Genomic DNA, 20,133 nt, shown 5'->3' on the forward strand with positions numbered 1-20,133 from the left:
CTAGCCCCCAGGTCCGTTGGGCCACTTGAGAAGTGAGCCGGCATCGACGCGGATGTGCTGCCCGGTGATGTAGCGGCTGTCGTCGCTGGCCAGGAACACACCGAGCTTGGCCGTGTCCTCAGGTTCGATGTAGGGGATCGGCATGGCCTGGAAAAGCGAGAACAGCGGTTCGGCGTCCTCGCGGGTCGGCGTCTTGCCCTCGGCTTTGAGGTCGGGCCGGAACACGCCGTACATGCCCTCGTTCTGCAGCAGGTGAGTGTTGCAGTTGGTCGGATGGATGGCATTGACGCGAATCATCCGCGGCGCCAGGTGAAGACACATCTCGTCGACGTACTCCATGACGATGCGCTTGCTCCAACCGTAGCCGGCACCGCCGGGGCCCATGTCCGGACTGGTGGTCGTGCCGCGGATCATCCCGGCGGTGGACCCGGTGACGATGATCGACGCACCGTCGGGCAGGTGCGGGATCGCCACCGCGACGGTGTTCATCACGCCCACCAGATCGACGTCCGACGCATCGACGAATCCCATCGGATCAGGATTGCCCATCGCCATAGGCAGGATGCCGGCGTTGGCGACGACGATGTCGACCCCGCCGAGATCCGCGATCCCCGCCTCGACGGCATCGCGCAACTCGTGGCGCTCACGAACGTCGGCCACCCGCGCGACGATGCGACGCCCGAGTTCTTTGACCGCCCGTTCGGTCTCGGCAAGGTCCTCCGGTGTGGCCAACGGGTAAGGGTTGGAAGGGATGTCGCGGCAGATGTCGACCGCGATGATGTCAGCACCCTCCCGCGCCATCGCGATCGCATGGGCGCGTCCCTGCCCGCGGGCCGCGCCGGTGATGAACGCGACCTTGCCGTCGAGTTTTCCGGTCATTGTGCTCCTTTTCTTCTCGCGAGCAGACGCGGAGTCGCACAATCAGCGACGGTTCTGTGCGAGTCTGCGTCTGCTCGCCGGTTCAGGTGATCGGGGTGAACGTGATGTGCAGTTCGCTCAGCCCGCGCATGATGAAGGTGGGCTCGTAGGTGTAGTCACGGTTGCCGGGTGGGCCGTGGTGCTCTTCGGAGATGGTGATATCGCTCATGCGGTCGAGGATCCGGTTCAGCGAGATCCGGCCCTCGGTACGCGCGAGCGGCGCACCCGGGCAGGAGTGGGCCCCGCGGATGAACGCGATCTGCTCACGCACGTTGGGCCGGTCCGGGCGGAACATATTGGGATCGTCGAACTTTCGTTCATCCCGATTGCATGCCCCGGGAAGCAGCATGACGGTGGTCCCCGCCGGCACCTCGACTTCCCCGATCTTCGTGGTGGTGCGCGCCATCCGGAAATGCGACTTGACCGGGCTCTCCAGCCGCAGCGTCTCCTCCAGGAAAGCGGGGATCTTGCTGCGGTCATCACGAAGCTCTTTCTCGAATCCCGGGTTGTCGCCGATGAATCTGACCGCCGAACTGACCAGCTTCGTCGTCGTCTCGGTGCCCGCGGCGAACAGAAACGTCGACAGGTTCATCACGTCTTCGACGTCGGGCGTCGATCCGTCCTCGTGTTTGGCTTGCGCCAGTTCGGTCAGCACGTCCTCGCGCGGTGAGCGCCGTCGGTCTTCGATATAGGCGTAGAACTTGTCATTGAGCCACTCCAACGGGTTGTGCGATGTCGGTGCGTCCTTGCCCAACTCCCCGACCGTCTCGAGCGCAAAGACCGACTTGAACTCGTCGTGATCGTCGTGCGGCACACCCAGGAGGTCGGCGATCACCAGTAACGAGAAGGGTTTGGCGTAGTCGGCGAGGAACTCGCAGCCACCCTTTTCTATGAAGGTATCGAGCTGTTGGTCGGCCAGCCGCCACATGAAGTCTTCGTTCTCCTTGAGGCGCTTGGGCGTGATGAGCCTGCTGAGCAGGCCGCGAGTTCGGGTGTGCAGCGGAGGGTCCTGCGAGGTGATGTGCTCGGCCATCGGAACCTGACCGCGGTGCTGCTCGATCAGGTCCGAGACGTCGTCGCTGTCCCCCGGCCCGAAAGGCAATCCCGAGAACGGTCCTGCGACCGAGACGCACGACGAGAAAGCCGGGTCCTTGTAGACGGCCAGGGCCTCGTCGTAGCCGGTGACCGCCAGCACGTTGAACGGGGTGGCTTGGGTTACAGGGCATTTCGAGCGCAGGTGATCGAAGTACGGGTACGGGTCGGGTATGAGCGCCGCGTCGGTGAAGAAATCCACGTTGTCGAAGTCGGTCACGTTTCTCTCCTGGTCACTTTCTCAGCGCGAGCAGTCCCCCGCAAGCGGGAGGTGCCCCCAGCGCAGGTACCCTGGAAAACGCTTACCCGGGTACACACGCGTCTGCTCGCGGGTCGAACAGGACGGGCAGCGACGTCGGGGAACGGAACACCTGCCCGCGGATATGGGGGTCGTCGCCGTCCGGGTCCAGCCGCAGGTTGGGTAATCGGTCCAGCAGAAGGTTGACGGCAGTGCGCATTTCGAGGCGCGCGAGATGCATACCCAGGCACACGTGCACACCGTGTCCCCAGCCGAGGTTGCCCTTCGGAGTGCGGAAGATGTCGAACTCGTCGGGGTCTTCCCATCGATCTTCCTGTCTGTTCGTCGAACCGAGCATCGGAAGCACCGAACACCCCGCAGGAATGTGAACGCCGCCGAGTTCGGTATCGCGGGTGGTGGTGCGGGTGATGGTCAGCAGCGGCGGATTCCAACGCACTGCTTCCTCGATGGCCTGCGGCAGCAGCGACCGGTCGGCGCGGACCGCGTCCAGCTGCGTTGTGTCCGAAAACAATCCGAAGAGCAGGTTCCCCAGTGAGCGGTACGTGGTCTCCACGCCCGCGGGCAGCAGGAGCCGGAGGAACGAGAAGATCTCCTCGTCGGTGAGCTTCTCACCGACGATCTCGGCCTCGGCGAGCAGGCTGATCATGTCTTCCTTCGGCTCGGCGCGACGGGCCTCGAGGATCGGTGCGAAGTACTCGCACAGCGCAGCCGACGCAGCCAGTCCGCGTTCCGGGTTCATGATCCAACTCAGCAGCGATATGGACCACCGTTGGAATTGCGGATAGTCCTCTTCCGGCAGCCCCAGCAGGCCCGCGATGATCCGGCTCGGATAGTCGAATGTGAACTCCTTGACCAGGTCGGCCTTGCCGTTGTCCGCGAACCTGTCGATGAGTTCGTTGCCGACGCGCCCGACCAGTTCGTCTTCCCAGCGCGCCAAGGCCTTTTGCGAGAACGCCTTCGATACCAGCGAGCGGAGCCGGCCGTGTACCGGTTCGTCCATGCCCAGCATCACGCGCTCACCGAGCACCGGGCCGAAGGCGGCGATGACGCCGGACGACGAGAACGTCACGTTGTCCCGCAGCATCTGCTGGGCGTCCTCGTAGCGGTACACGATGAAGACGGGTTTGCCCTCTTCCCCGGGCATCGCGGACATGTCGATCCGCTGGATCGGTTCCTCGCGCCGCAGCCTGGCGAGTTCCGGGTAGGGGTCCCGGACATCACCGGAGACGGCATCGTCGAAGGACCCGAAGTCCTCCAGGTCGTCAAAAAGTTGTTCCATGCTGCTCCTAGCCGGCCGGATACGCGACGGATTTGATCTCGGTGTACTGCTCGAATCCGGCGACACCGTTCTGGCGTCCTACGCCGCTCTCCTTGTAGCCGCCGAACGGGGTATCCGCGCCGTACCCTGCAGTGCCGTTGAGGCCGATGAACCCGGCACGCAGCCGGCGTGCCACGGCAAGCGAACGCTCCAGTGAGCCCGACATGACGTTGCCGGCGAGCCCGTACGGGCTGTCGTTGGCGATGCGGACCGCGTCGTCGTCGTCCTCGTACGGGATGACAACCAGGACCGGACCGAAGATCTCCTCTTGCGCGATGGTCATCGCGTTGTCGACGTCGGTGAAAAGCGTTGGGTTGACCCAGAATCCCTTGTCGAACCGCTTCGGTGGTTCGGTGCTGCCGACGAGCATCGTGGCGCCTTCGTCGACACCTTTGCGGATGTAGCCGAGGATGCGGGCCTGCTGCTTGGCCGAGATCACCGGGCCGCAGATGGTGCCGGGATCCTGCGGGTCGCCGGCGGAAACGTTCTCGTATATGGTCGTGAGGATCGCGACACCCTCGTCGTAGCGGGACCGCGGCAGCAGCATCCGGGTGGGCGCCGCGCAGCCCTGCCCGGCATGCATCAGCGGGCCGATGCCGATCAGGCAGGCGGTGTTGAAATCGGCATCGTCCAGCACGATGGTCGCCGACTTGCCGCCGAGTTCGAGGAACAGCCGCTTCATCGTTGCCGCACCCTTCTCCATGATCCGCTTGCCGACGGCCGTGGAGCCGGTGAACGAGATCATGTCCACCTTGGGAGACAACGTGAGTTCCTCGCCGACGAGGTGGTCGGAAGCGGTCACGACATTCACCACACCCGCTGGGATGTCGGTGTTGTCGGCGATGAGCCTGCCGAGTCGCGTGGCGTTGAACGGAGTGTCGGGCGCGGGCTTGAGCACGACGGTGTTGCCGGTCGCCAGGGCCTGACCCAGTTTGTTGATCGTCACCTCGAACGGGAAGTTCCAGGGCGTGATGGCGCCGACCACGCCGACCGGCTCGCGCCACACCTTGCGGGTGGTGTTGACGCCGGTGACCGAGACCACGGTGTCGCCTAGATCGGTTTCCCACGGGAAAGTTTCGATGAGCCGGGCGGGGTACTTGAGTCCGTCGACCAGTGGGGCGTCGAGTTGCGGGCCGTGTGTGACGGCTCGTGGAGCACCGACCTCGGCGATGAGTTCCTCACGGAGCTCCTCGATTTCGCCCTCGATCGCGTAGTGCAACTGTTCGAGGCACTGCTTGCGGAACCCGTGGTTGGTGGACCAGTCGGTCTCGTCGAACGCCCGCCGGGCGGCGTCGACGGCCCGGTGCACGTCGGCCTTTGAGGCATCCGACACCTCGCCCAGCACTTGTTCATTGGCCGGGTTGATGTTGGTGAACGTCCCGGCCTCGCCGTCGACGAGCTTGCCGTCGATCAACATCCTCGATTCAGTCATCGCTCCTGCCTTGCGGTCGCAGAGCACCGAACCGCGGAATCCCCATCATCACCCGTGTCATCTGGTGCAGTCCCGCTGAAGGGAGTAACCGGCTGGCAATCAACAACATTCGTGCATCGGGTCCGATTGCGGTCTTGACGAACGGTTTCGAGCTGTCGAGCGCTTTCGCCAGCCCGGCGGCGAACTTGTCGGGAGAGCGCGCTGCCATCCGCATCGCCGCACGGCCGCGCTTGTCCATGGTCTGGTGATGGCGGGCATACGGTCCGTCGAGTTGACGGCAGTCGGTGGTGCCGGCGTCGGTGATGATCTCGGTGTCGTAGGTACCCGTGACGATCACCGTCACCCCGATCCCGAACGGTGCGACCTCTCCGGCCATCGACTCGCCCCACCGCTCGAGCGCGCCCTTGACTGCGGAATACGGTGCGGTCGCAGGCATTCCCCGCACACCACCCTGGCTGGACACCAGCACGATGCGACCGGTCCCGGCGGCCCGCATCGACGGCAACAGCTCCTTGGTCAACTGGACCGGGCCGAAGATGTTCGTCGCGAACATCCGCTCCCACACATCGGCCGGCGTCTCCTCCACCATCCCCGCGGCGGAGATTCCGGCATTGTGCACGACGGCGTACGGCGCGCCGACGGCCGCTTCGATCGACTTGGCCGCCGCGGTGACGGACGCGGCATCGGTGAGGTCCAATTGGACCCCGATCAGGCGGTCGTCGTCCTCGACGGCTCCGGTCACCTCGCGCAACAGTGGCATGCCCCGGTCGGGGTTCCGCATCGCCGCGACCACGCGCCACCCCTCGCCATACAGGCGCGTGGCCGAGGCGAAACCGAGCCCGCGAGAGGCGCCGGTGATGACGACACTGCGAAGCTCAGCCATGAGCGTGCTCCGGTGCGCACCGATCGCTCGTCGAACCCAGCTCGACGTCGACGTTGCCGAACGGCCCTTGCTGCCACGTGGACCACTTGCCAACCGAGTACGGTCCTTCTGCGCCATTCGCCCGGTAATACCCTTGCGGGTCATAGACTTTCGCCTCGGGATACGGCCAGGGGCAGGCAACCGCCGTGGCCTGCCCGCTGGCCTTGATGGCCCAGAACCACGCGCCGTAGGTGAAGTAGGCGACGTTGATGATCGCGAACATCACCAGGAACGTGCCGAGCACGGGCTTCGTGGGGAAAATTCTCGCTTTGGCCGCGAGCTTCTCCGCGACCGACTTTCCGGTGTCGTCGCGGTAGACCAGGATGCCCGCGGGGATCATCACGAAGGTGACCGCGAGGGACTCCCAGATCAGTGGGAACTGGAATGGCGTGCCGACGAAGATCGACCCGAACGGAATTACCTGCGAATAGATGTACATGCCGGTGCGGATCGAACCGATCTCGAGTGCCGCGTCGAACACGAAACCGATCACCAGGATCAACAGCCCGAGGCTGATCAACGGATGACGCCAGACGAACGCCGCGGGATCCCGCTTCGCCTGCAGCTTGCGCAGGATCCACACCGCGACGAAGTAGGGGCCGAAGTAGAACGTCACGTAGCCGAACACGATGAACGGTTCGACGGTCGGCGACATCATGATCAGCAGCCACGATTCCGGCCAGTGCAGCAGATCGGGGTTGTACACCGCGAACGGCGCCCAGTTCATGATCGGGTCCTGCCACACGATCAACGTGGTGACGATGACCATCAGCATCACGGGACTGCCCGGGTTGCGTCGCCAGCCGATGATGAAGATGACGACGAGCGTCACGAGTAACAGGGCAGTTCCGATTTGGACGATCCACATCCAATGGTCGAACCCGAACAGATACTCGACCGGACGCGGTCTGCCTTCCACATTCGGATTGGCCACGCGCGGGTCGAGTTCGGTGCGCGAAACGGCCAGGAACAGCCCGACGAACGCGAGCAACCCGATGCCCGCCAGCCACGAACCCAGGCTGCCGCGGTTCCTGGCCGGCGCCGGCGCGTGCTCTTCTTGGACGGTCATGCCGTCACTCCGCACCGAAGCGGTCAACGAGATGCGAATTGACCCCGTCCGGGTCCAGCGTGCGGGCGACCAGATATCCCGAGCCCATCCAGGCACGTCGGGTCCACTTGCCCAGGGACACCCGGGTTCCGGGCGCCCCGGAAGCGGCGAGCATCATCTTGACGCGCTCGAGCGCCTCTTTGACCCCGCGCGGGCTCAGCGGATGCGCGTCGGTGAAGGCGCGCACCAGCGTGGCGGCGACGTCATGGTTGACGACGGACACGCAGTACTCGGGGCGGCTTCCGTTGTATCTCTTCGCATATCGGTCGAGCCAGGCCTGCCCGATCGGGTTGCCCTCGTCGTACTGGTCGACTCCGACCCAGCCGAGGAACGCCTGCCACATGATCGGATTGACCCACGCGTTCTGAAATGCGGTGGTGGTGAAGCGCGGTGGATCCCAGTCGACGGCCTCAAGTGCCGGGTTGATGAAGACGATTCCGAAACCGAAGCCGAGATGCACGATCGCCTCGGCCTTGGCTTCGTGCAGTGTGCTCACCGCGGCGTTGATGTCCTGCGCCGTCTGCGCGATCGCGGCTTCGGCGACGATGCGAATACCCTTGCGGGCACAGGCAGTTCGCAGATTCTTCAGATAGCTGTCACCGATCAGGTTCTGCTCGACGAGCACCCCGACATCGGTAAGGCCCCGCTTGGCGACGAGGTCGGCGATGAAGATCGGTTCGTCGGTCATCGACCCTTGAGGGAAGGCGAACGTCCATTCCCCGAGCCAATCGTCGGTTCCCGTGACGCTGATCGCCGGCACCTTGAAACGCTCCTCGATCGCCTCGCGCACCGGCACGCAGTTGTCGGTGATATTGGGTCCGAACACCACCAGGCAGCCTTCGTCGACGAGTTCGCCGTAGGCATCGATGACCGCCTTGACCGAGCCCTTCGGCAGCCCCTCCACCTCGCGGTAGACCATCTGCACCGGACGGTCCATCAGGCCCTGCTCGACGGCCTCGGCGAATACGAGGTCGAAAGTCTGGGTAAATGAGGCCCGCAGTTCCTCCGGGAACCCCGGCGGCAGCTTGAAGTCCATCAGGTAGCCGACCTTGATGGGCTCCGCGGTGCTCTCGTACGACATCCAACCTCCTGGGCGGGTTCGGTTGTGGATCGAGAAACCTAATATTTGTTCAGACACTAACGGCGCTGCTGTGCAGCGTCAATGACCGGCCGCGCCGAGGTAGACCTCGATCATCTCCGCCAAACCGCGACTCACCGAGGCATCGTCGGTGAGCGGGCCCGCGATCGCCGCCTGGGCCGCCTCACGCAAGGACAAACCCTCGGCGGTCAGCCGGCCCGCAGCGATCAGCACCCGAGTCGACGCGACTTCGCGCAGTCCCCCGGTCTCCAGCCGCCGGATCGCCTGACCGAAGCGCACCAGCTCGGCGGCGGTGGCGGAATCGACACCCGCTTCGTGTGCGACGATCTTCTCCTCGACGTCGACTGCTGGGAAACCGAACTCGATCGCGACCATCCGCTGGCGCGTCGAGTCCTTGAGATCCTTGAGAACGCTTTGGTAGCCCGGGTTATAGGACACCACCAGGCCGAAACCCGGCGCGGCGGCCAGCGTGACACCGAGGCGTTCGATGGGCAGTTGCCGCCTGTGATCGGCGAGCGGATGTAGCACCACGGTCGTGTCCTGGCGGGCTTCAACCACCTCGTCCAAATAGCAGATCGCACCGTCCCGCACGGCACGGGTCAGCGGACCGTCCACCCACACCGTCTCATCGCCGCGTAGCAGGTAGCGGCCGACGAGGTCGGCGGTAGTGAGATCGTCGTGGCATGCGACCGTGATCAGCGGCCGACCGAGGTCGTGGGCCATCGCCTCGACGAAACGAGTCTTGCCGCAGCCGGTCGGACCCTTCAGGACGATCGAAAGCCCTTGACGGTAGGCGGCCTTGAAGACCGACTCCTCGTTCCCGACCGGCGTGTAATAGGGCCGTGCCGTTTCAGCCTGAAGCGGTGCAATGTTCACTTCTTCAACTCCATTGCGGGACAGTGCCATCAAGCCGCCCTCCGTCGGATCTCAGCTGCGTGCAGGGCCGAACGAAACAGCGGGCCGATCACGCCCGCGAGCTGGTCGGGGCGGCCGACCGTCGCGTGGGCCGCGCTGCCGAACACCTTGCGCAGCGATACGACGTCGGTGCTCGCCCCCACGGTCAGGCACACACAGCCGGTTCCCCGTCGCCGCGCCTCGGTCAGCGCCCGGCGCGCGTCGGCGGCGCCATAGGCCCGCTCGTAGCCGTGGTCGTAGGCCAGGCCGTCGGACACCACCACGAGAAGTCGCCGGGAGGTGCCACCACGGGACTCCAACATCGCCGAGCCGTGGCGAATCGCAGCGCCCAAGCGCGAATACGCCCCGGGCTCAAGGCTGTTGAGCCGCCCGATGGTCCGGGCGTCGAGGTGGTCGTCGAACCGCTTGACCGGCACCATCGTCACATCCTTGCGGCCCTGCGAACAGTAGGCGTACAGCGCGACCCGGTCGCCGAGGTCGTGCAGCGCGACCGTCAAATTGACCACCGCCTCCCGCTGCTGCTGATGCACCGTGCGTCCGGCGGTGCCCGGCTCCGCCGTGGAACCCGACACGTCGAGCAGCACGAGCACCGACAGATCGCGACGACGGCGCAGGCTGTCGAGATAGACGTCCTCGTCCGGCACCGACCGCGCCCGCGCTTCCACTCGTGCCTCGATCGCGGCATCGATGTCGATGTCGTCGCCTTGGGACTGACGGTGACGTCGGTGCAGGCCCATCCCCAGGCGCGCGAGCGGTCGTCGCACCCCGATGGCGGCGTCGATGGCCTGCGGGGCGGACGCCTTCGCCCGCGGCTCGACCTCACGCACCGTGCACCAGTCCGGACGGTAGCTCTTTCGGTTGACGTCCCATTCGGGATACGTGAAGCCGTCCGCTTCGACATCGGAGGTCTCCTCGGTAGGCGCAGATGCCAACGACGCCACTGCGTTCGAGCCACGCTTGGCCGAGTTGACGCGATGCGTCGGCGAATCGGCGCCGGGCGGTCCGCCGCCCTTGCCGGTCTTGCGCGCCGAGGACAACAGCTTCTTGAGCCATGTGCCGATCGCGCCCCCGCCGCCGACGGGGCTGGTGAACAAATCGGGTTCGTCGGTGTCGTCGACCTCGCCGTCGTCGAGTTCCTCGAGCGCCTGCTTGCTGTCGCGTCCGCGCGGCACGTGTCCGGGCGTCTCGTGATCGGGATGGCGGTCCGCACGACTGCTCGCCGCCAGCACCTTCTTCGGCCGGAGGACACCGAACACCGCGGGTGGATCGTCGAGCGCGTCCTTGCCCGAGGCGATCGCCAGTGACGTTGTGGCCGAATCACTTCGGCTGCCGATCTCGTGGTCGGCCAGAGACCCGAGAATGCCCGGCAGCAGCGAACCGTTGGCCAGCAGCGCGCGATGGCCTTCCACGGCCAGATAACGCTTCGTCAGACGTGGATGGCGAACCATGGCGCCGACGACCTCTGGGGCCAGGCTCCCCGCGGCGATCAGCGACGCCTGCACCGCCACCGATTCGAGTTGGTCACGCGCGGGCTCCGAGGGGGCGACGTAGATGGTTTGACCGTCGGTCCACGGCGGTTCACCTGGCTCAAGTGGGGCCACCGCCACCGGGCGGCCGGCGAGAGCAGAGGCCAGCATGCCGAGGCCGGAGTGTTCGCCGGGCACCGACCACCTCCACCAAGACGTTGACCAAATATCTGTTCCACCGTAGAGTTCGGCCCGACCGGAAGTCAATCATCAGGCCTGCGGAACGCGAATGAGCGAGGAGTGCAACATGATCGACTTCACCGGCCAGGTTGCCGTGGTGACCGGCGCGGGACGCGGGCTGGGCCGGCTCTATGCCATCGATCTGGCTCGCCGCGGCGCGTCGGTGGTCGTCAACGACATCGGTGGCACCATGCACGGCGAAGGCTCGGATACCAGCGTCGCCGGCCAAGTCGTGGAGGAGATAACGAAAGCCGGCGGTCGGGCGGTTGCGTCGTACGAGTCGGTGGACACTGCCCAAGGTGGACAGGCGATCGTCGACTCGGCCATCGAGAACTTCGGCCGGCTCGATGCCGTGATCAGCAACGCAGGCATCTTCAACAGCATTCCGTTCGAACAACTCAGCGTGGACGACTGGCGGCGCATGCTTCGGGTGCATCTCGACGGCGGTTTCTATCTGAGCCAACCCGCATACCGGGTGATGATGAAGCAGCGCTACGGGCGATTCGTGTTCATCTCATCGTCGGCAGGCAATTTCGGACAACCGATGGAGGCCCACTACGCCGCAGCCAAGACCGGGCTCGTCGGCCTGTCCAACGTCATCGCGATCGAAGGGGCAGCGTACGGAATCAGTTCAAATACCGTTCTACCGACGGGCTTTTCACGAATGGTCACCGAGACGGTCGGAGACGAGAGGTTCCTCGCGGAGTCCGGCTTCATGCGTGCCATTCGTCCCGAGTTGGTCGTGCCGCTGGTGACGTTCCTGGCAAGCGGAAGCTGCTCCTTCACGCACCGCAATTACTCGGCGTGCGCCGGCCGCTACGCTCGGGTGTTCGTCGGCCTGAGCGACGGCTGGCTGGCCGACGCGAACAGTGAGCCCTCGGCCGAAGACATCGAGAAACACTTGGACGAACTGTCCTCCACCGACGCCTTCATCGTGCCGGATTCCATCGTCGACGAGGTATTGCAGGTGTGTGACCGACGCGGCATCAGTGCCATGCCCGACAACGCCGACATCGCGTTCCCGAAACCCCGCAGTTCGGTGGCCGATCGGTAGGATCGAGTTCCGGTCTCTGTCGGCGCACACGAAGGAGGGGCGATGGCCGTGGCTGCAGGGCGAAACCCCAAACGCGGCCGTCCGTCGACCAGGAAGAGCGCGGTCGCGGCCAAGCTCACCGCCGTTCCCGACGCCGCCGCGGCCGATCCCACGCGACGTACCGAGATCCTCAAGACGGCGAACTCCGTCATCGCCACCACCGGACTGCGCAGCTCGCTGCAGCAGATCGCCGATGCGGCAGGCATTCTCGCGGGCAGCCTCTATCACCACTTCGAATCAAAGGAAGCGATCCTCGTCGAGCTGATCCGGCTCTATCATGCCGATCTGGATCGCATCGGCGACTTCGCGCTGGAACGCCTCGACGAGCCTGACACCGGTCCCGCAACCGAACAGATCACGGCGCTCGGATGCGCCATCGCCCGGTGCGCGGTCGAACATCGGGCCGCGTTGCAGATGTCGTTCTTCGAGGGGCCGAGCGCAGACCCCGAACTCATCGAACTGACTGCCCGCCGACCGTCGAAGATCCAGGCGGCGATGTTGCAGGCCCTACGTGCCGGCCGCTGGAGCGGTGACATCCGGTCCGACGTCGACCTTCAGACCCTGGCCGACCGACTGTGCCAGAGCATGCTGCATGTCGGCCTCGACGTCATCCGGCACAAGGCCTCCCCCGACCAGGTGGCCACGCTGAAAAGCCGGATCGCCCTGCAAGGTCTCGCCGTCGATCCTCCGTCGGATACCGAGCTCGATCGGTCGGAGGCCTTCGCCGCGGCGCAAGCCGTCATCGACAGTTGGGACGGCACCGAGGACGACACCGACCTCAAGGCCGCCCATCTGCGTGCAGTGGCGCGCACGGAGTTCGGTCGCCGTGGCTATGAGATGACGACGATCCGCGACATCGCGTCCGCGGCGGGATTAGGTACCGGGACCGTCTACCGCATCATCGGCTCGAAAGACGAGCTGCTGATGTCGATCATGCTGGAGTTCGGCCACAAGGTCGGCGGGGCCTGGACCGACATCGTCCGGTCGAACTCCACGACGGTGCAGAAGCTCGATGCCCTCAGCTGGCTGAACATCAACGCGCTCGACCAGTTTCCCGACGAATTCCGCATCCAACTGGCGTGGCTGCGTCACTCCCCGCCCGACACGGCCAACCCCGCATGGTCCTTCACCACCCGAATCCGTCAGATGAAAGCTCTGCTGGGCGAAGGGATTCGCGCCGGCGAGATACATGTCGACAGCCCGACCGCGGACATGTTGACCCGGTGCATCATCGGTGAGCAGTGGATCCCCGAGAACATCCTTCAGCAGATAGGCACACGCAATGCGCTGATCCTGGCTCGCGACACCGTACTCCGGGGCATCGCCGTCCGCCGCTGACCTCATGAGCGCGAACAGACGCGTAGGTACCCGAAATCGCGTCCCATTGGGTACCTGCGCGTCTGCTCGCCGGTCAAGCGAATACGTACCGCGGCAATGTGATCGGAATGTCCAGCGAGCTCAGCAGGCCCGCAGGCGCATCCACCACGAGCGGAACTGCGTTGACCACGCGCATCGCCGTGGCGGCCATGGCAGCCCGGCCGGCGCCGTGTCCTGCCGCGTCACCCAGGTTCATCGCGCAGTGGATGTCGGGGTCGCCTTCGACGTCCACCCGGTAGGCCGCGTCGAACTCCGAGGTCGGCCAGTCCGGTGCGACGTCGCGCGACATCCGGATGATGTGTTCGATCACGATCGCCTCACGGCCGTCGAGAACACCGGCCGCGCGGGTGCGTACCGCGCCGCACGTGCCCGCCGGGATGGTTCCGAACGCCACCTCGATGCCGCGGTCGGTGATGCACCGGTCGAGCGTTCCACGGATCTCCGACACCTCGGCGCCGAGCGCATCGGCCATGAGGTAGATCGGTGCTTTCCATGCCATCTCGATGAACCCTGGCGTTTTGAGCATCGGCTCGAAATCGAGTGAACGGCCGAATCCCATGCCGTCCATCATCACGTCCGCCACCGGATAGTGGTCATTGAGGGAAACCTCGGAGACCGTGATGCGGTCGATCTTCTTGGACTGCGTTGCCAATACAAGCGCCAAGTGATCGGATCCGAACCCGGGAAAGACACCTGACGCGTAGAACGAGGCGTTCCCGGTCTTGGTTGCCGCCTCCAACTGATTCCGCCAGTCCGTCGAATAGTACGCCGGTGGATAGATCAGTCCCGTGGAAGTTGTTGACACCACGTTGATTCCCGAATCGAGCAGTCGCAGGTAGTCTGGCACCGCGGCGGCATCACGGTCGGGCCCGCTCGCGGCATACACGACACAGTCGGGCTGCAGTGCGATCAGGGCGTCGGCGTTGTTCGTGGCCAAAACACCCAGCGGCGCACCCCCGGCGAGCGTGCCGGCATCCTGACCGACCTTTGCCTCAGAGTGCACCCACACACCCGCCAGTTCCAGGTCCGGCCGCCGGGCTATCGCATCGATCACGATCGACCCGACACCACCCGTTGACCAGACGACCACACGCAAAGGCGTTGTCACACAATCTCCTCACACACGTTCGGCGGCCATGACGGCCCGTTCCAGATAGGGCCACGCAGTCTCGTGAGGTATCCCGCCGCACAGCGGATGCAGAGGCAACGGCATTCCGGCGCGGATGTAGTCGGCTGCCTCATCGATCGTCAGGATGCGATACGGTCCGCCCGCCTGTCGCAGTGCTGCGACAGCGTCGGCACGGGAGATGCTGGCGACCGTGTCATCGCCGTGGCGATACGACGCCGCAGTGATCGCGTCGTGAAGCAGATGGGCGCCCAACTCATCCCAGGCCCGGTCTACGTTGTCGGCGACGAACACCGCGGTGGGTGAGCCCGCCACGGGAAATTGCGCCAAACCAGGTTCGTGGCCATGGGCCCGGCATTCGGATTCGTAGTACTCCCTCAACCCCGGTGCGGCGGTCTGCGAGATGAGCCCGAGCCCGTGTCGAGCGGCCCGCCGTGCGGCCGCGCGGCTACCCCCGGCGACAAGTAGGTACGGACGCGCCGCGCAACCCGGCGACACGCAGATCCGCCTGCCGTCATAGTCGACGGTTTCGCCGGTGAGCAGCTGCAGCAGTAGTGACAGCCGCTCGTCGGCCAGCTTCCCGCGCGCCCGCATATCGAGCCCGAAATGTTCGTACTCCTCGGCCCGGTGGCCGACGCCGAATGCGTACGAGATCCGGCCCCGGCTGATGGTGTCGAGGGCACAGATCTCCTCGGCCAGGCGAACCGGGTCCCAGAACGGGATCGGAACTGCCGCAAGGAGAATACGCAGATCGTCGGTGCGGGCCGCGATGGCGGAGGCGAGGATGTGTGGGGCGGCCAGGTGTCCGTCGGCAGTACCGTGGTGCTCTGACAGCACCGCCAGTACGGCACCGCGCGTCTCAGCCCATGCGCACATCTCAATTGCCGCGGCATACAGGTCACCAGTGGTGGCAGGTCCGCCGGGAGCTCGCATGTCGAACCGCAGCGTGAACATCACGCCGACAGTAACCTAAGTTTTGTTCCGCGTCACGAGCCGACTCGTGGCACTCTCGCCACACCCGATTGTCACGCTGGAGTGGCTCCCGGCGTCGAGAGCCACTCCAGCGTGACAATGGAGCGAAAGTCAGCGCCGCGGCAGGCCGAGAACCTGGGTCGCGATGATGTTGCGCTGAATCTCCGACGTGCCACCGGCGATGGTGCCGCCGAAGCTGCGGGCGTAGCGCTCGAACCAGCTCGCGAAATAGTGGTCGAGGTTCATGTGTTCGTACGGGCCGGTGGTCGAAGGATGGATCAACCCGTCGGGACCGGCTGCGGTCAAGGCGTTTTCGAATGCGTTGCGCTCAGCCTCAGAGCCGAACAGCTTCAGCACCGACACCGACGCGGTGTCCGCCTCGCCACGCGACGCCTTCGCCAGTGCGGCCGAACCCATGGCCCGCAACGCCTGGTAGTCCATGATCGTGGTGGCGTACTGGTCACGCTCGAGCTCCGTACGCGGCTCGAAATCGGCGAGCATGTTGTCGATGCGGTCGGCAAAACCCAGCCACATCATGGTGCGCTCATGGCCGAGCGATCCGTTGGCCACACCCCAGCCGCCGTTGAGCGGCCCGACGAGGTTCTCGGCGGGCACCCTGGCATCGGTGAAGAAGACCTCGTTGAAGTCGAGGTTCTCCTGACCGGTCATGTCGGCGAACGGCCGGCACACCACACCAGGGGTGTCGGTCGGGATGATCAGCGCACTGATTCCCTTGTGCTTCGGTGCATCCGGGTCGGTACGGACGAAGGTCAGCAGGAAGTCCGCGTCGTGCGCGCCAGACGTCCACACTTTTTGTCCGTTGACCACGAACTCATCGCCGTCCAGCACCGCGCGGGTCCGCAGCGACGCCAGGTCGGAGCCGGCGCTCGGTTCGCTCATGCCCAGGGACGCCGTCTGCTCACCACGCAGCACCGGCACCGCCCAGCGGCGCTTCTGCTCGTCCGAGCCGAACGTAAGCAGCGACGCCGCAATGATATTGACGCCCTGCGGATTGAAGCTGTGGTAGATCCGCCGCCGGCACAGCTCATCGAGGTGGACGAAAGTCTGCACCACGCTGGCGTTGCGTCCGCCGAACTCGGGCGGCTGGGCCGGCAGCAGCCAGCCGTTGTCGAACAGCAGCCGCTGCCAGTCGCGTGCCCACTGCGGCATGTGCGACACCGACCGGGGCCGCTCCAAGGTCTGCGCCTCGGAGGGCAGGTTGGCATCGAGGAACGCGGCGAACTCGGCGCGAAACTCCTCGACGTCGGAATCGAATGTCAGCTGCATTTACAGACCCCTGTAGCTCGTGCGGTACTCGGCGGCGATCACCGCGCGGTGTTCGGCCGCGCCGCCCAACAGCAGCTCGCCCGCCTTGGCCCGCTTCAACGCGAACTGCACGTCGTTCTCCCACGTGAAGCCCATGGCCCCGAACAACTGCAGGCCGTGACGGAACACGATGGCCTGGCACTCCCCCGCCGCGGCCTTGGCCATCGCCGAAGCCAGCCGGCGCCGGGGATCGTCGGCCGCGATGGTCAGTGCGGCGAAGTACGAAAGGGCGCGGGCACGTTCGATCGCGACGTGCATGTCGACGGCCTTGTGCTGCACGGCCTGGAACGACCCGATCGCCACCCCGAACTGCTGACGCTGTTTGACGTGCTCGAGCGCGAGGTCGAGGACCCGTTGGCAGGCGCCGACGGTGGTCACCGCCATCCCGGTCAACGCCAGATGCCGAGCCTTGTCGGTGTCGGCGTGCACACGGTCGGTGTCCGGCACGTGGACGTCGTCGAACGACACCTCCGCGACATGCAGTACCGGATCGAATATCGGGCTGCGGCGGACGACGGCCTTGCCCGCGTCGATCAGGAACACACCGGCGTCGGTGACGACCGCGAGCGACTCGGCACGGTCACCGTCGAGGACGTGATGGGCGGTGCCGGTCAGCACCCAGCCCGAGGCGTCGCGGTGGGCGGCCACCCCGCTGTAGACGGCAGTGCCGGCATGCGCGGCGTCGAACCGGTCCCCCGCCAGCGGCGCGAACTGCGTCATCGTCGCGAGATAGGGCGTCAGATCGGTGGCGCGACCGAGTTCTTCCAGGACGATCGCGAGCTCGACGGCGTTCTCCGGATCGGTGAGCTCCGTCCAGCCCTGGTCGATATAGCTCTTCCACAGGGGCGTCGGATCGACATCCTGTTCGGCAACTTCACGGACCAGCGTGGCCGGGCACTGCTTGGTGACCGCATCGCGCACGGTCTCCTGCCATAGCCGCTGATCGGCATCGAATTCGAGTAGCACCCGCCGCCTCCTGCTGCACTGTCACGTCGCGATGAGAATAGCATTCTCTTTAGATGATCTGTCGTTCTCGCCAAGCAAACACCGGTTCTCCCTGGGCCGACGCTATGCAGCTGGTCAGCAGTAGCGTTCACCAGCGACGGATCCGCCGGCTTGAGTGAGAACTATGTTCTTGCTATTGAAGAATATCGATCTAAACTGCAAAGAGATCCGGTGTCGTCGGCACACCGTCATTGGAGGCAGCCCTGGTGATCCAGCACAGCGACGGAACCCAATCCCCCGTCATCGACACCAGCGTGCACATCTTCTTCGGGTCCAACAAGGACTTGCGGCAGAACTTCCTGCGAGAACCGTTCGCCAGCCGCGGTTTTCCCGACTATGAGATGAACTGGTATGGCGCGCCCGGCGGCGAGTACGCCAAGGGCACCAAGGGACCGGACCGCCAGTACCCCGGATCGGACCCGGATCTGGCGGCTCAGCACCTGTTCGACGACCGCGGCGTCGACATCGCGATCCTGCACCCGATGACGCGCGGCATCATGCCGGACCGTCATCTGGGCACGGCGCTGGCCGCGGCGCACAACGAGATGATGGTGGCGCGCTGGCTCGAACACGACGAGCACGGCGAGAAGTTCCGCGGCACGATCCGCGTCAACCCCGACGACATCACCGGGGCGCTGCGCGAAATCAAGAAGTACCAGGACCATCCGCGCGTCGTGCAGATCGGCATTCCGATGCAATCGCGCGAGCTGTACGGCAAGCCGCAATTCTGGCCGCTGTGGGACGCTGCCGCCGACGCCGGACTGCCGGTGGCCGTCCACATCGAAGGCGGTGCGGGCATCCAGTTCGCGCCGACGCCGTCGGGCAAGACGCGCACCTACGAGCAGTACCTCGGCTTCATGGCGCTCAACTACCTCTACCACCTGATGAACATGATCGCCGAGGGCGTGTTCGAACGGACACCGACGCTCAGATTCGTGTGGGCCGACGGCGCCGCCGATCTGCTGACGCCGTTCATGTGGCGCATGGACTGCTTCGGCCGTCCCCACCTTGAGCAAACGCCGTGGGCGCCGAAAATGCCGAGCGATTACCTGCCCGGGCACGTCTACTTCGTGCAAGGCGCGCTCGACGGGCCCGGAGATGTCGAGTTCGCCGGCGAATGGTTCGGGTTCACCGGCAAGGAAGACATGGTGATGTTCGGGTCGAGCTACCCGCACTGGCAGCTCAACGAACCCCGCGTACCGGCCGCATTCACCACCGAACAACGCGAAAAGTTGTTGTGGCGCAACGCCGCCGAGCTCTACGGCCTGCAGAGCGCACTCACATCGTCGGCCGTGGCGGCACAGTAGAGGGAGGCTTGTGAGATGACGATTACGGCGAACCCGCGGGTGCCCGCGGCCGAGCGAATCGCGGTGCGGTGCGTGGATTCCGACGTCCACCCCATGCCCAAGCGTGGCGAACTGCTCGAGTACATTCCCGAACCCTGGCGCAGCAAGTACTTCCGCAGCCACCCCGTCGGCGAACAGATCTACTACGACGCACCGGATTACGCGCACGCCTACGCGATGCGCGTCGACGCATTCCCGCCGGACGGCGAATTCGCCTGCAGTGACCCGGATATGGCCCTACGCCAGCTCGTCATGGAGGCCGGCTCGGACATCGCGATCCTGGAGCCCACCCATTCCGAGGCGAGGCTGGGTGAGGCCACCGCGGCGTACTGCACCGCGATCAACCAATGGCTGGCCAACCACTGGCTCGACAGCCACAACAACTGGCATGAGCGGTGGCGGGGTTCGATCTGTGTCGCGATCGAGGAACCACACACCGCAGTGGCCGAGATCGAGAAGTGGGCCGAACATCCCTATATGGCGCAGGTTCTCATGAAGGCTGAACCGCGCCCATCCTGGGGCGATCCGAAATACGACCCGATCTGGGCCGCGGCCACCAAACACGACATCACCGTCAGCTGCCACCTGTCGCGCGGCGAATACGAGACACTCCCGATTCCGCCGGTGGGGCTGCCGAGCTACAACCACGACTTCATGGTCACCTACTCGCTGCTGGCGGCCAATCAGGTGATGAGCCTGATCTTCGACGGCGTGTTCGACCGGTTCCCCACGCTGCGGATCGTGTTCGTCGAGCACGCGTTCACCTGGATCCTGCCGCTCATGTGGCGCATGGACGCGATCTACGAAGCGCGCAAGTCGTGGATGGACATCAAGCGCAAACCCAGCGAGTACGTCAAGGACCACATCAAGTTCACCACCCAGCCTCTCGACTATCCCGAGGACAAGACCGAACTGTCGCGCGCCTTCGAATGGATGGAGTGCGAGAAGATCCTGCTCTACAGCAGCGACTACCCGCACTGGACGTTCGACGATCCGCGCTGGCTCGTCAAACATCTCCCCGACCACGCCCGCGAGGCCATCATGTTCCGCAACGGGATTGAGACCTACAAATTGCCCGAGACCGTTCCGGTCCTCGAGGGCCAGGTGCGGGTGTTCTGA

The 20,133-nt window shown here is 65.2% G+C and carries 17 protein-coding genes; 4 read left to right on the forward strand and 13 right to left on the reverse strand.

Going from position 1 to position 20,133, the window contains the following annotated elements; all coding sequences use genetic code 11:
* The 9 genes from AWC31_RS07965 to AWC31_RS08005 form a co-directional block, all read right to left on the reverse strand.
* Entirely contained in the window at nt 1-879 is an 879-nt protein-coding gene (locus AWC31_RS07965; RefSeq protein ID WP_085143739.1) for a mycofactocin-coupled SDR family oxidoreductase, read from the reverse strand.
* Nucleotides 880-961: 82 nt separating this feature from the next.
* Nucleotides 962-2,230 carry a cytochrome P450 gene (locus tag AWC31_RS07970; protein WP_085143740.1) on the reverse strand — a complete coding sequence of 423 codons (1,269 nt, stop codon included), beginning with the start codon at nt 2,228-2,230 and terminating at the stop codon, nt 962-964.
* A gap of 82 nt (nt 2,231-2,312) precedes the next feature.
* On the reverse strand, nt 2,313-3,548 hold the full coding sequence (locus AWC31_RS07975; RefSeq protein WP_085143741.1) for a cytochrome P450: 1,236 nt from the start codon (nt 3,546-3,548) through the stop codon (nt 2,313-2,315).
* A gap of 7 nt (nt 3,549-3,555) precedes the next feature.
* Entirely contained in the window at nt 3,556-5,019 is a 1,464-nt protein-coding gene (locus AWC31_RS07980) for an aldehyde dehydrogenase family protein (RefSeq protein ID WP_085143742.1), read from the reverse strand.
* Nucleotides 5,012-5,902 carry an SDR family oxidoreductase gene (locus AWC31_RS07985; RefSeq protein WP_085143743.1) on the reverse strand — a complete coding sequence of 297 codons (891 nt, stop codon included), beginning with the start codon at nt 5,900-5,902 and terminating at the stop codon, nt 5,012-5,014. Before AWC31_RS07985 ends, AWC31_RS07980 begins: the two co-directional genes overlap by 8 nt.
* Nucleotides 5,895-7,010: a spirocyclase AveC family protein gene (locus tag AWC31_RS07990; protein ID WP_085143744.1), complete on the reverse strand. Its 1,116-nt coding sequence runs from the start codon at nt 7,008-7,010 to the stop codon at nt 5,895-5,897. Before AWC31_RS07990 ends, AWC31_RS07985 begins: the two co-directional genes overlap by 8 nt.
* 4 nt (nt 7,011-7,014) lie before the next feature.
* Complete coding sequence (locus tag AWC31_RS07995) at nt 7,015-8,130, reverse strand: ABC transporter substrate-binding protein (RefSeq protein WP_085143745.1); 1,116 nt, start codon at nt 8,128-8,130, stop codon at nt 7,015-7,017.
* Between the two features lie 78 nt (nt 8,131-8,208).
* Complete coding sequence (locus tag AWC31_RS08000) at nt 8,209-9,024, reverse strand: CbbQ/NirQ/NorQ/GpvN family protein (protein WP_234816764.1); 816 nt, start codon at nt 9,022-9,024, stop codon at nt 8,209-8,211.
* 29 nt (nt 9,025-9,053) lie between these two features.
* The gene (locus AWC31_RS08005) at nt 9,054-10,700 is read right to left on the reverse strand and encodes a nitric oxide reductase activation protein NorD (RefSeq protein ID WP_085143860.1); all 1,647 of its coding nucleotides are present in this window, start codon (nt 10,698-10,700) and stop codon (nt 9,054-9,056) included.
* 136 nt (nt 10,701-10,836) lie between these two features.
* Between AWC31_RS08005 and AWC31_RS08010 the strand changes: the two genes are divergently transcribed.
* Both AWC31_RS08010 and AWC31_RS08015 read left to right on the forward strand, forming a co-directional pair.
* Nucleotides 10,837-11,823, forward strand: a complete 987-nt coding sequence (locus AWC31_RS08010) for an SDR family NAD(P)-dependent oxidoreductase (protein WP_085143861.1) — start codon at nt 10,837-10,839, stop codon at nt 11,821-11,823.
* 42 nt (nt 11,824-11,865) lie between these two features.
* Complete coding sequence (locus AWC31_RS08015) at nt 11,866-13,200, forward strand: TetR/AcrR family transcriptional regulator (RefSeq protein ID WP_085143746.1); 1,335 nt, start codon at nt 11,866-11,868, stop codon at nt 13,198-13,200.
* Between the two features lie 73 nt (nt 13,201-13,273).
* On the opposite strand, the gene AWC31_RS08020 is transcribed toward AWC31_RS08015, so the two are convergent.
* The 4 genes from AWC31_RS08020 to AWC31_RS08035 all read right to left on the reverse strand — a co-directional run bounded on the left by AWC31_RS08020 (nt 13,274) and on the right by AWC31_RS08035 (nt 17,629).
* Entirely contained in the window at nt 13,274-14,347 is a 1,074-nt protein-coding gene (locus AWC31_RS08020) for an NAD(P)H-dependent amine dehydrogenase family protein (protein WP_085143747.1), read from the reverse strand.
* A gap of 9 nt (nt 14,348-14,356) precedes the next feature.
* A complete protein-coding gene (locus tag AWC31_RS08025; RefSeq protein WP_085143748.1) occupies nt 14,357-15,319 on the reverse strand; it encodes an LLM class flavin-dependent oxidoreductase in 963 nt (320 codons plus the stop codon).
* A 129-nt stretch (nt 15,320-15,448) separates the two neighbouring features.
* Nucleotides 15,449-16,624, reverse strand: coding sequence for an acyl-CoA dehydrogenase family protein (locus tag AWC31_RS08030; RefSeq protein WP_067847709.1), 1,176 nt, complete (start codon nt 16,622-16,624; stop codon nt 15,449-15,451).
* Nucleotides 16,625-17,629 carry an acyl-CoA dehydrogenase family protein gene (locus AWC31_RS08035; RefSeq protein ID WP_085143749.1) on the reverse strand — a complete coding sequence of 335 codons (1,005 nt, stop codon included), beginning with the start codon at nt 17,627-17,629 and terminating at the stop codon, nt 16,625-16,627. It lies immediately after the preceding gene.
* A gap of 242 nt (nt 17,630-17,871) precedes the next feature.
* Here AWC31_RS08035 and AWC31_RS08040 point away from each other — a divergent pair, with 242 nt between their 5' ends.
* The gene (locus tag AWC31_RS08040; protein WP_085143862.1) at nt 17,872-18,975 is read left to right on the forward strand and encodes an amidohydrolase family protein; all 1,104 of its coding nucleotides are present in this window, start codon (nt 17,872-17,874) and stop codon (nt 18,973-18,975) included.
* A gap of 15 nt (nt 18,976-18,990) precedes the next feature.
* Nucleotides 18,991-20,133, forward strand: coding sequence for an amidohydrolase family protein (locus AWC31_RS08045; RefSeq protein WP_085143750.1), 1,143 nt, complete (start codon nt 18,991-18,993; stop codon nt 20,131-20,133).

Origin of the sequence: Mycolicibacterium wolinskyi (genome assembly GCF_002101965.1) — a bacterium.
GTDB lineage: Bacteria > Actinomycetota > Actinomycetes > Mycobacteriales > Mycobacteriaceae > Mycobacterium > Mycobacterium wolinskyi.

What these genes read in the sequence shown, in the direction of transcription:
- AWC31_RS07965 (WP_085143739.1), bottom strand. Translation starts at nt 879, where the DNA reads ATGACCGGAAAACTCGACGGCAAGGTCGCGTTCATCACCGGCGCGGCC.
- AWC31_RS07975 (WP_085143741.1), bottom strand. Translation starts at nt 3,548, where the DNA reads ATGGAACAACTTTTTGACGACCTGGAGGACTTCGGGTCCTTCGACGAT.
- AWC31_RS07980 (WP_085143742.1), bottom strand. Translation starts at nt 5,019, where the DNA reads ATGACTGAATCGAGGATGTTGATCGACGGCAAGCTCGTCGACGGCGAG.
- AWC31_RS07985 (WP_085143743.1), bottom strand. Translation starts at nt 5,902, where the DNA reads ATGGCTGAGCTTCGCAGTGTCGTCATCACCGGCGCCTCTCGCGGGCTC.
- AWC31_RS07990 (WP_085143744.1), bottom strand. Translation starts at nt 7,010, where the DNA reads ATGACCGTCCAAGAAGAGCACGCGCCGGCGCCGGCCAGGAACCGCGGC.
- AWC31_RS07995 (WP_085143745.1), bottom strand. Translation starts at nt 8,130, where the DNA reads ATGTCGTACGAGAGCACCGCGGAGCCCATCAAGGTCGGCTACCTGATG.
- AWC31_RS08005 (WP_085143860.1), bottom strand. Translation starts at nt 10,700, where the DNA reads ATGCTGGCCTCTGCTCTCGCCGGCCGCCCGGTGGCGGTGGCCCCACTT.
- AWC31_RS08010 (WP_085143861.1), top strand. Translation starts at nt 10,837, where the DNA reads ATGATCGACTTCACCGGCCAGGTTGCCGTGGTGACCGGCGCGGGACGC.
- AWC31_RS08015 (WP_085143746.1), top strand. Translation starts at nt 11,866, where the DNA reads ATGGCCGTGGCTGCAGGGCGAAACCCCAAACGCGGCCGTCCGTCGACC.
- AWC31_RS08025 (WP_085143748.1), bottom strand. Translation starts at nt 15,319, where the DNA reads ATGTTCACGCTGCGGTTCGACATGCGAGCTCCCGGCGGACCTGCCACC.
- AWC31_RS08030 (WP_067847709.1), bottom strand. Translation starts at nt 16,624, where the DNA reads ATGCAGCTGACATTCGATTCCGACGTCGAGGAGTTTCGCGCCGAGTTC.
- AWC31_RS08045 (WP_085143750.1), top strand. Translation starts at nt 18,991, where the DNA reads ATGACGATTACGGCGAACCCGCGGGTGCCCGCGGCCGAGCGAATCGCG.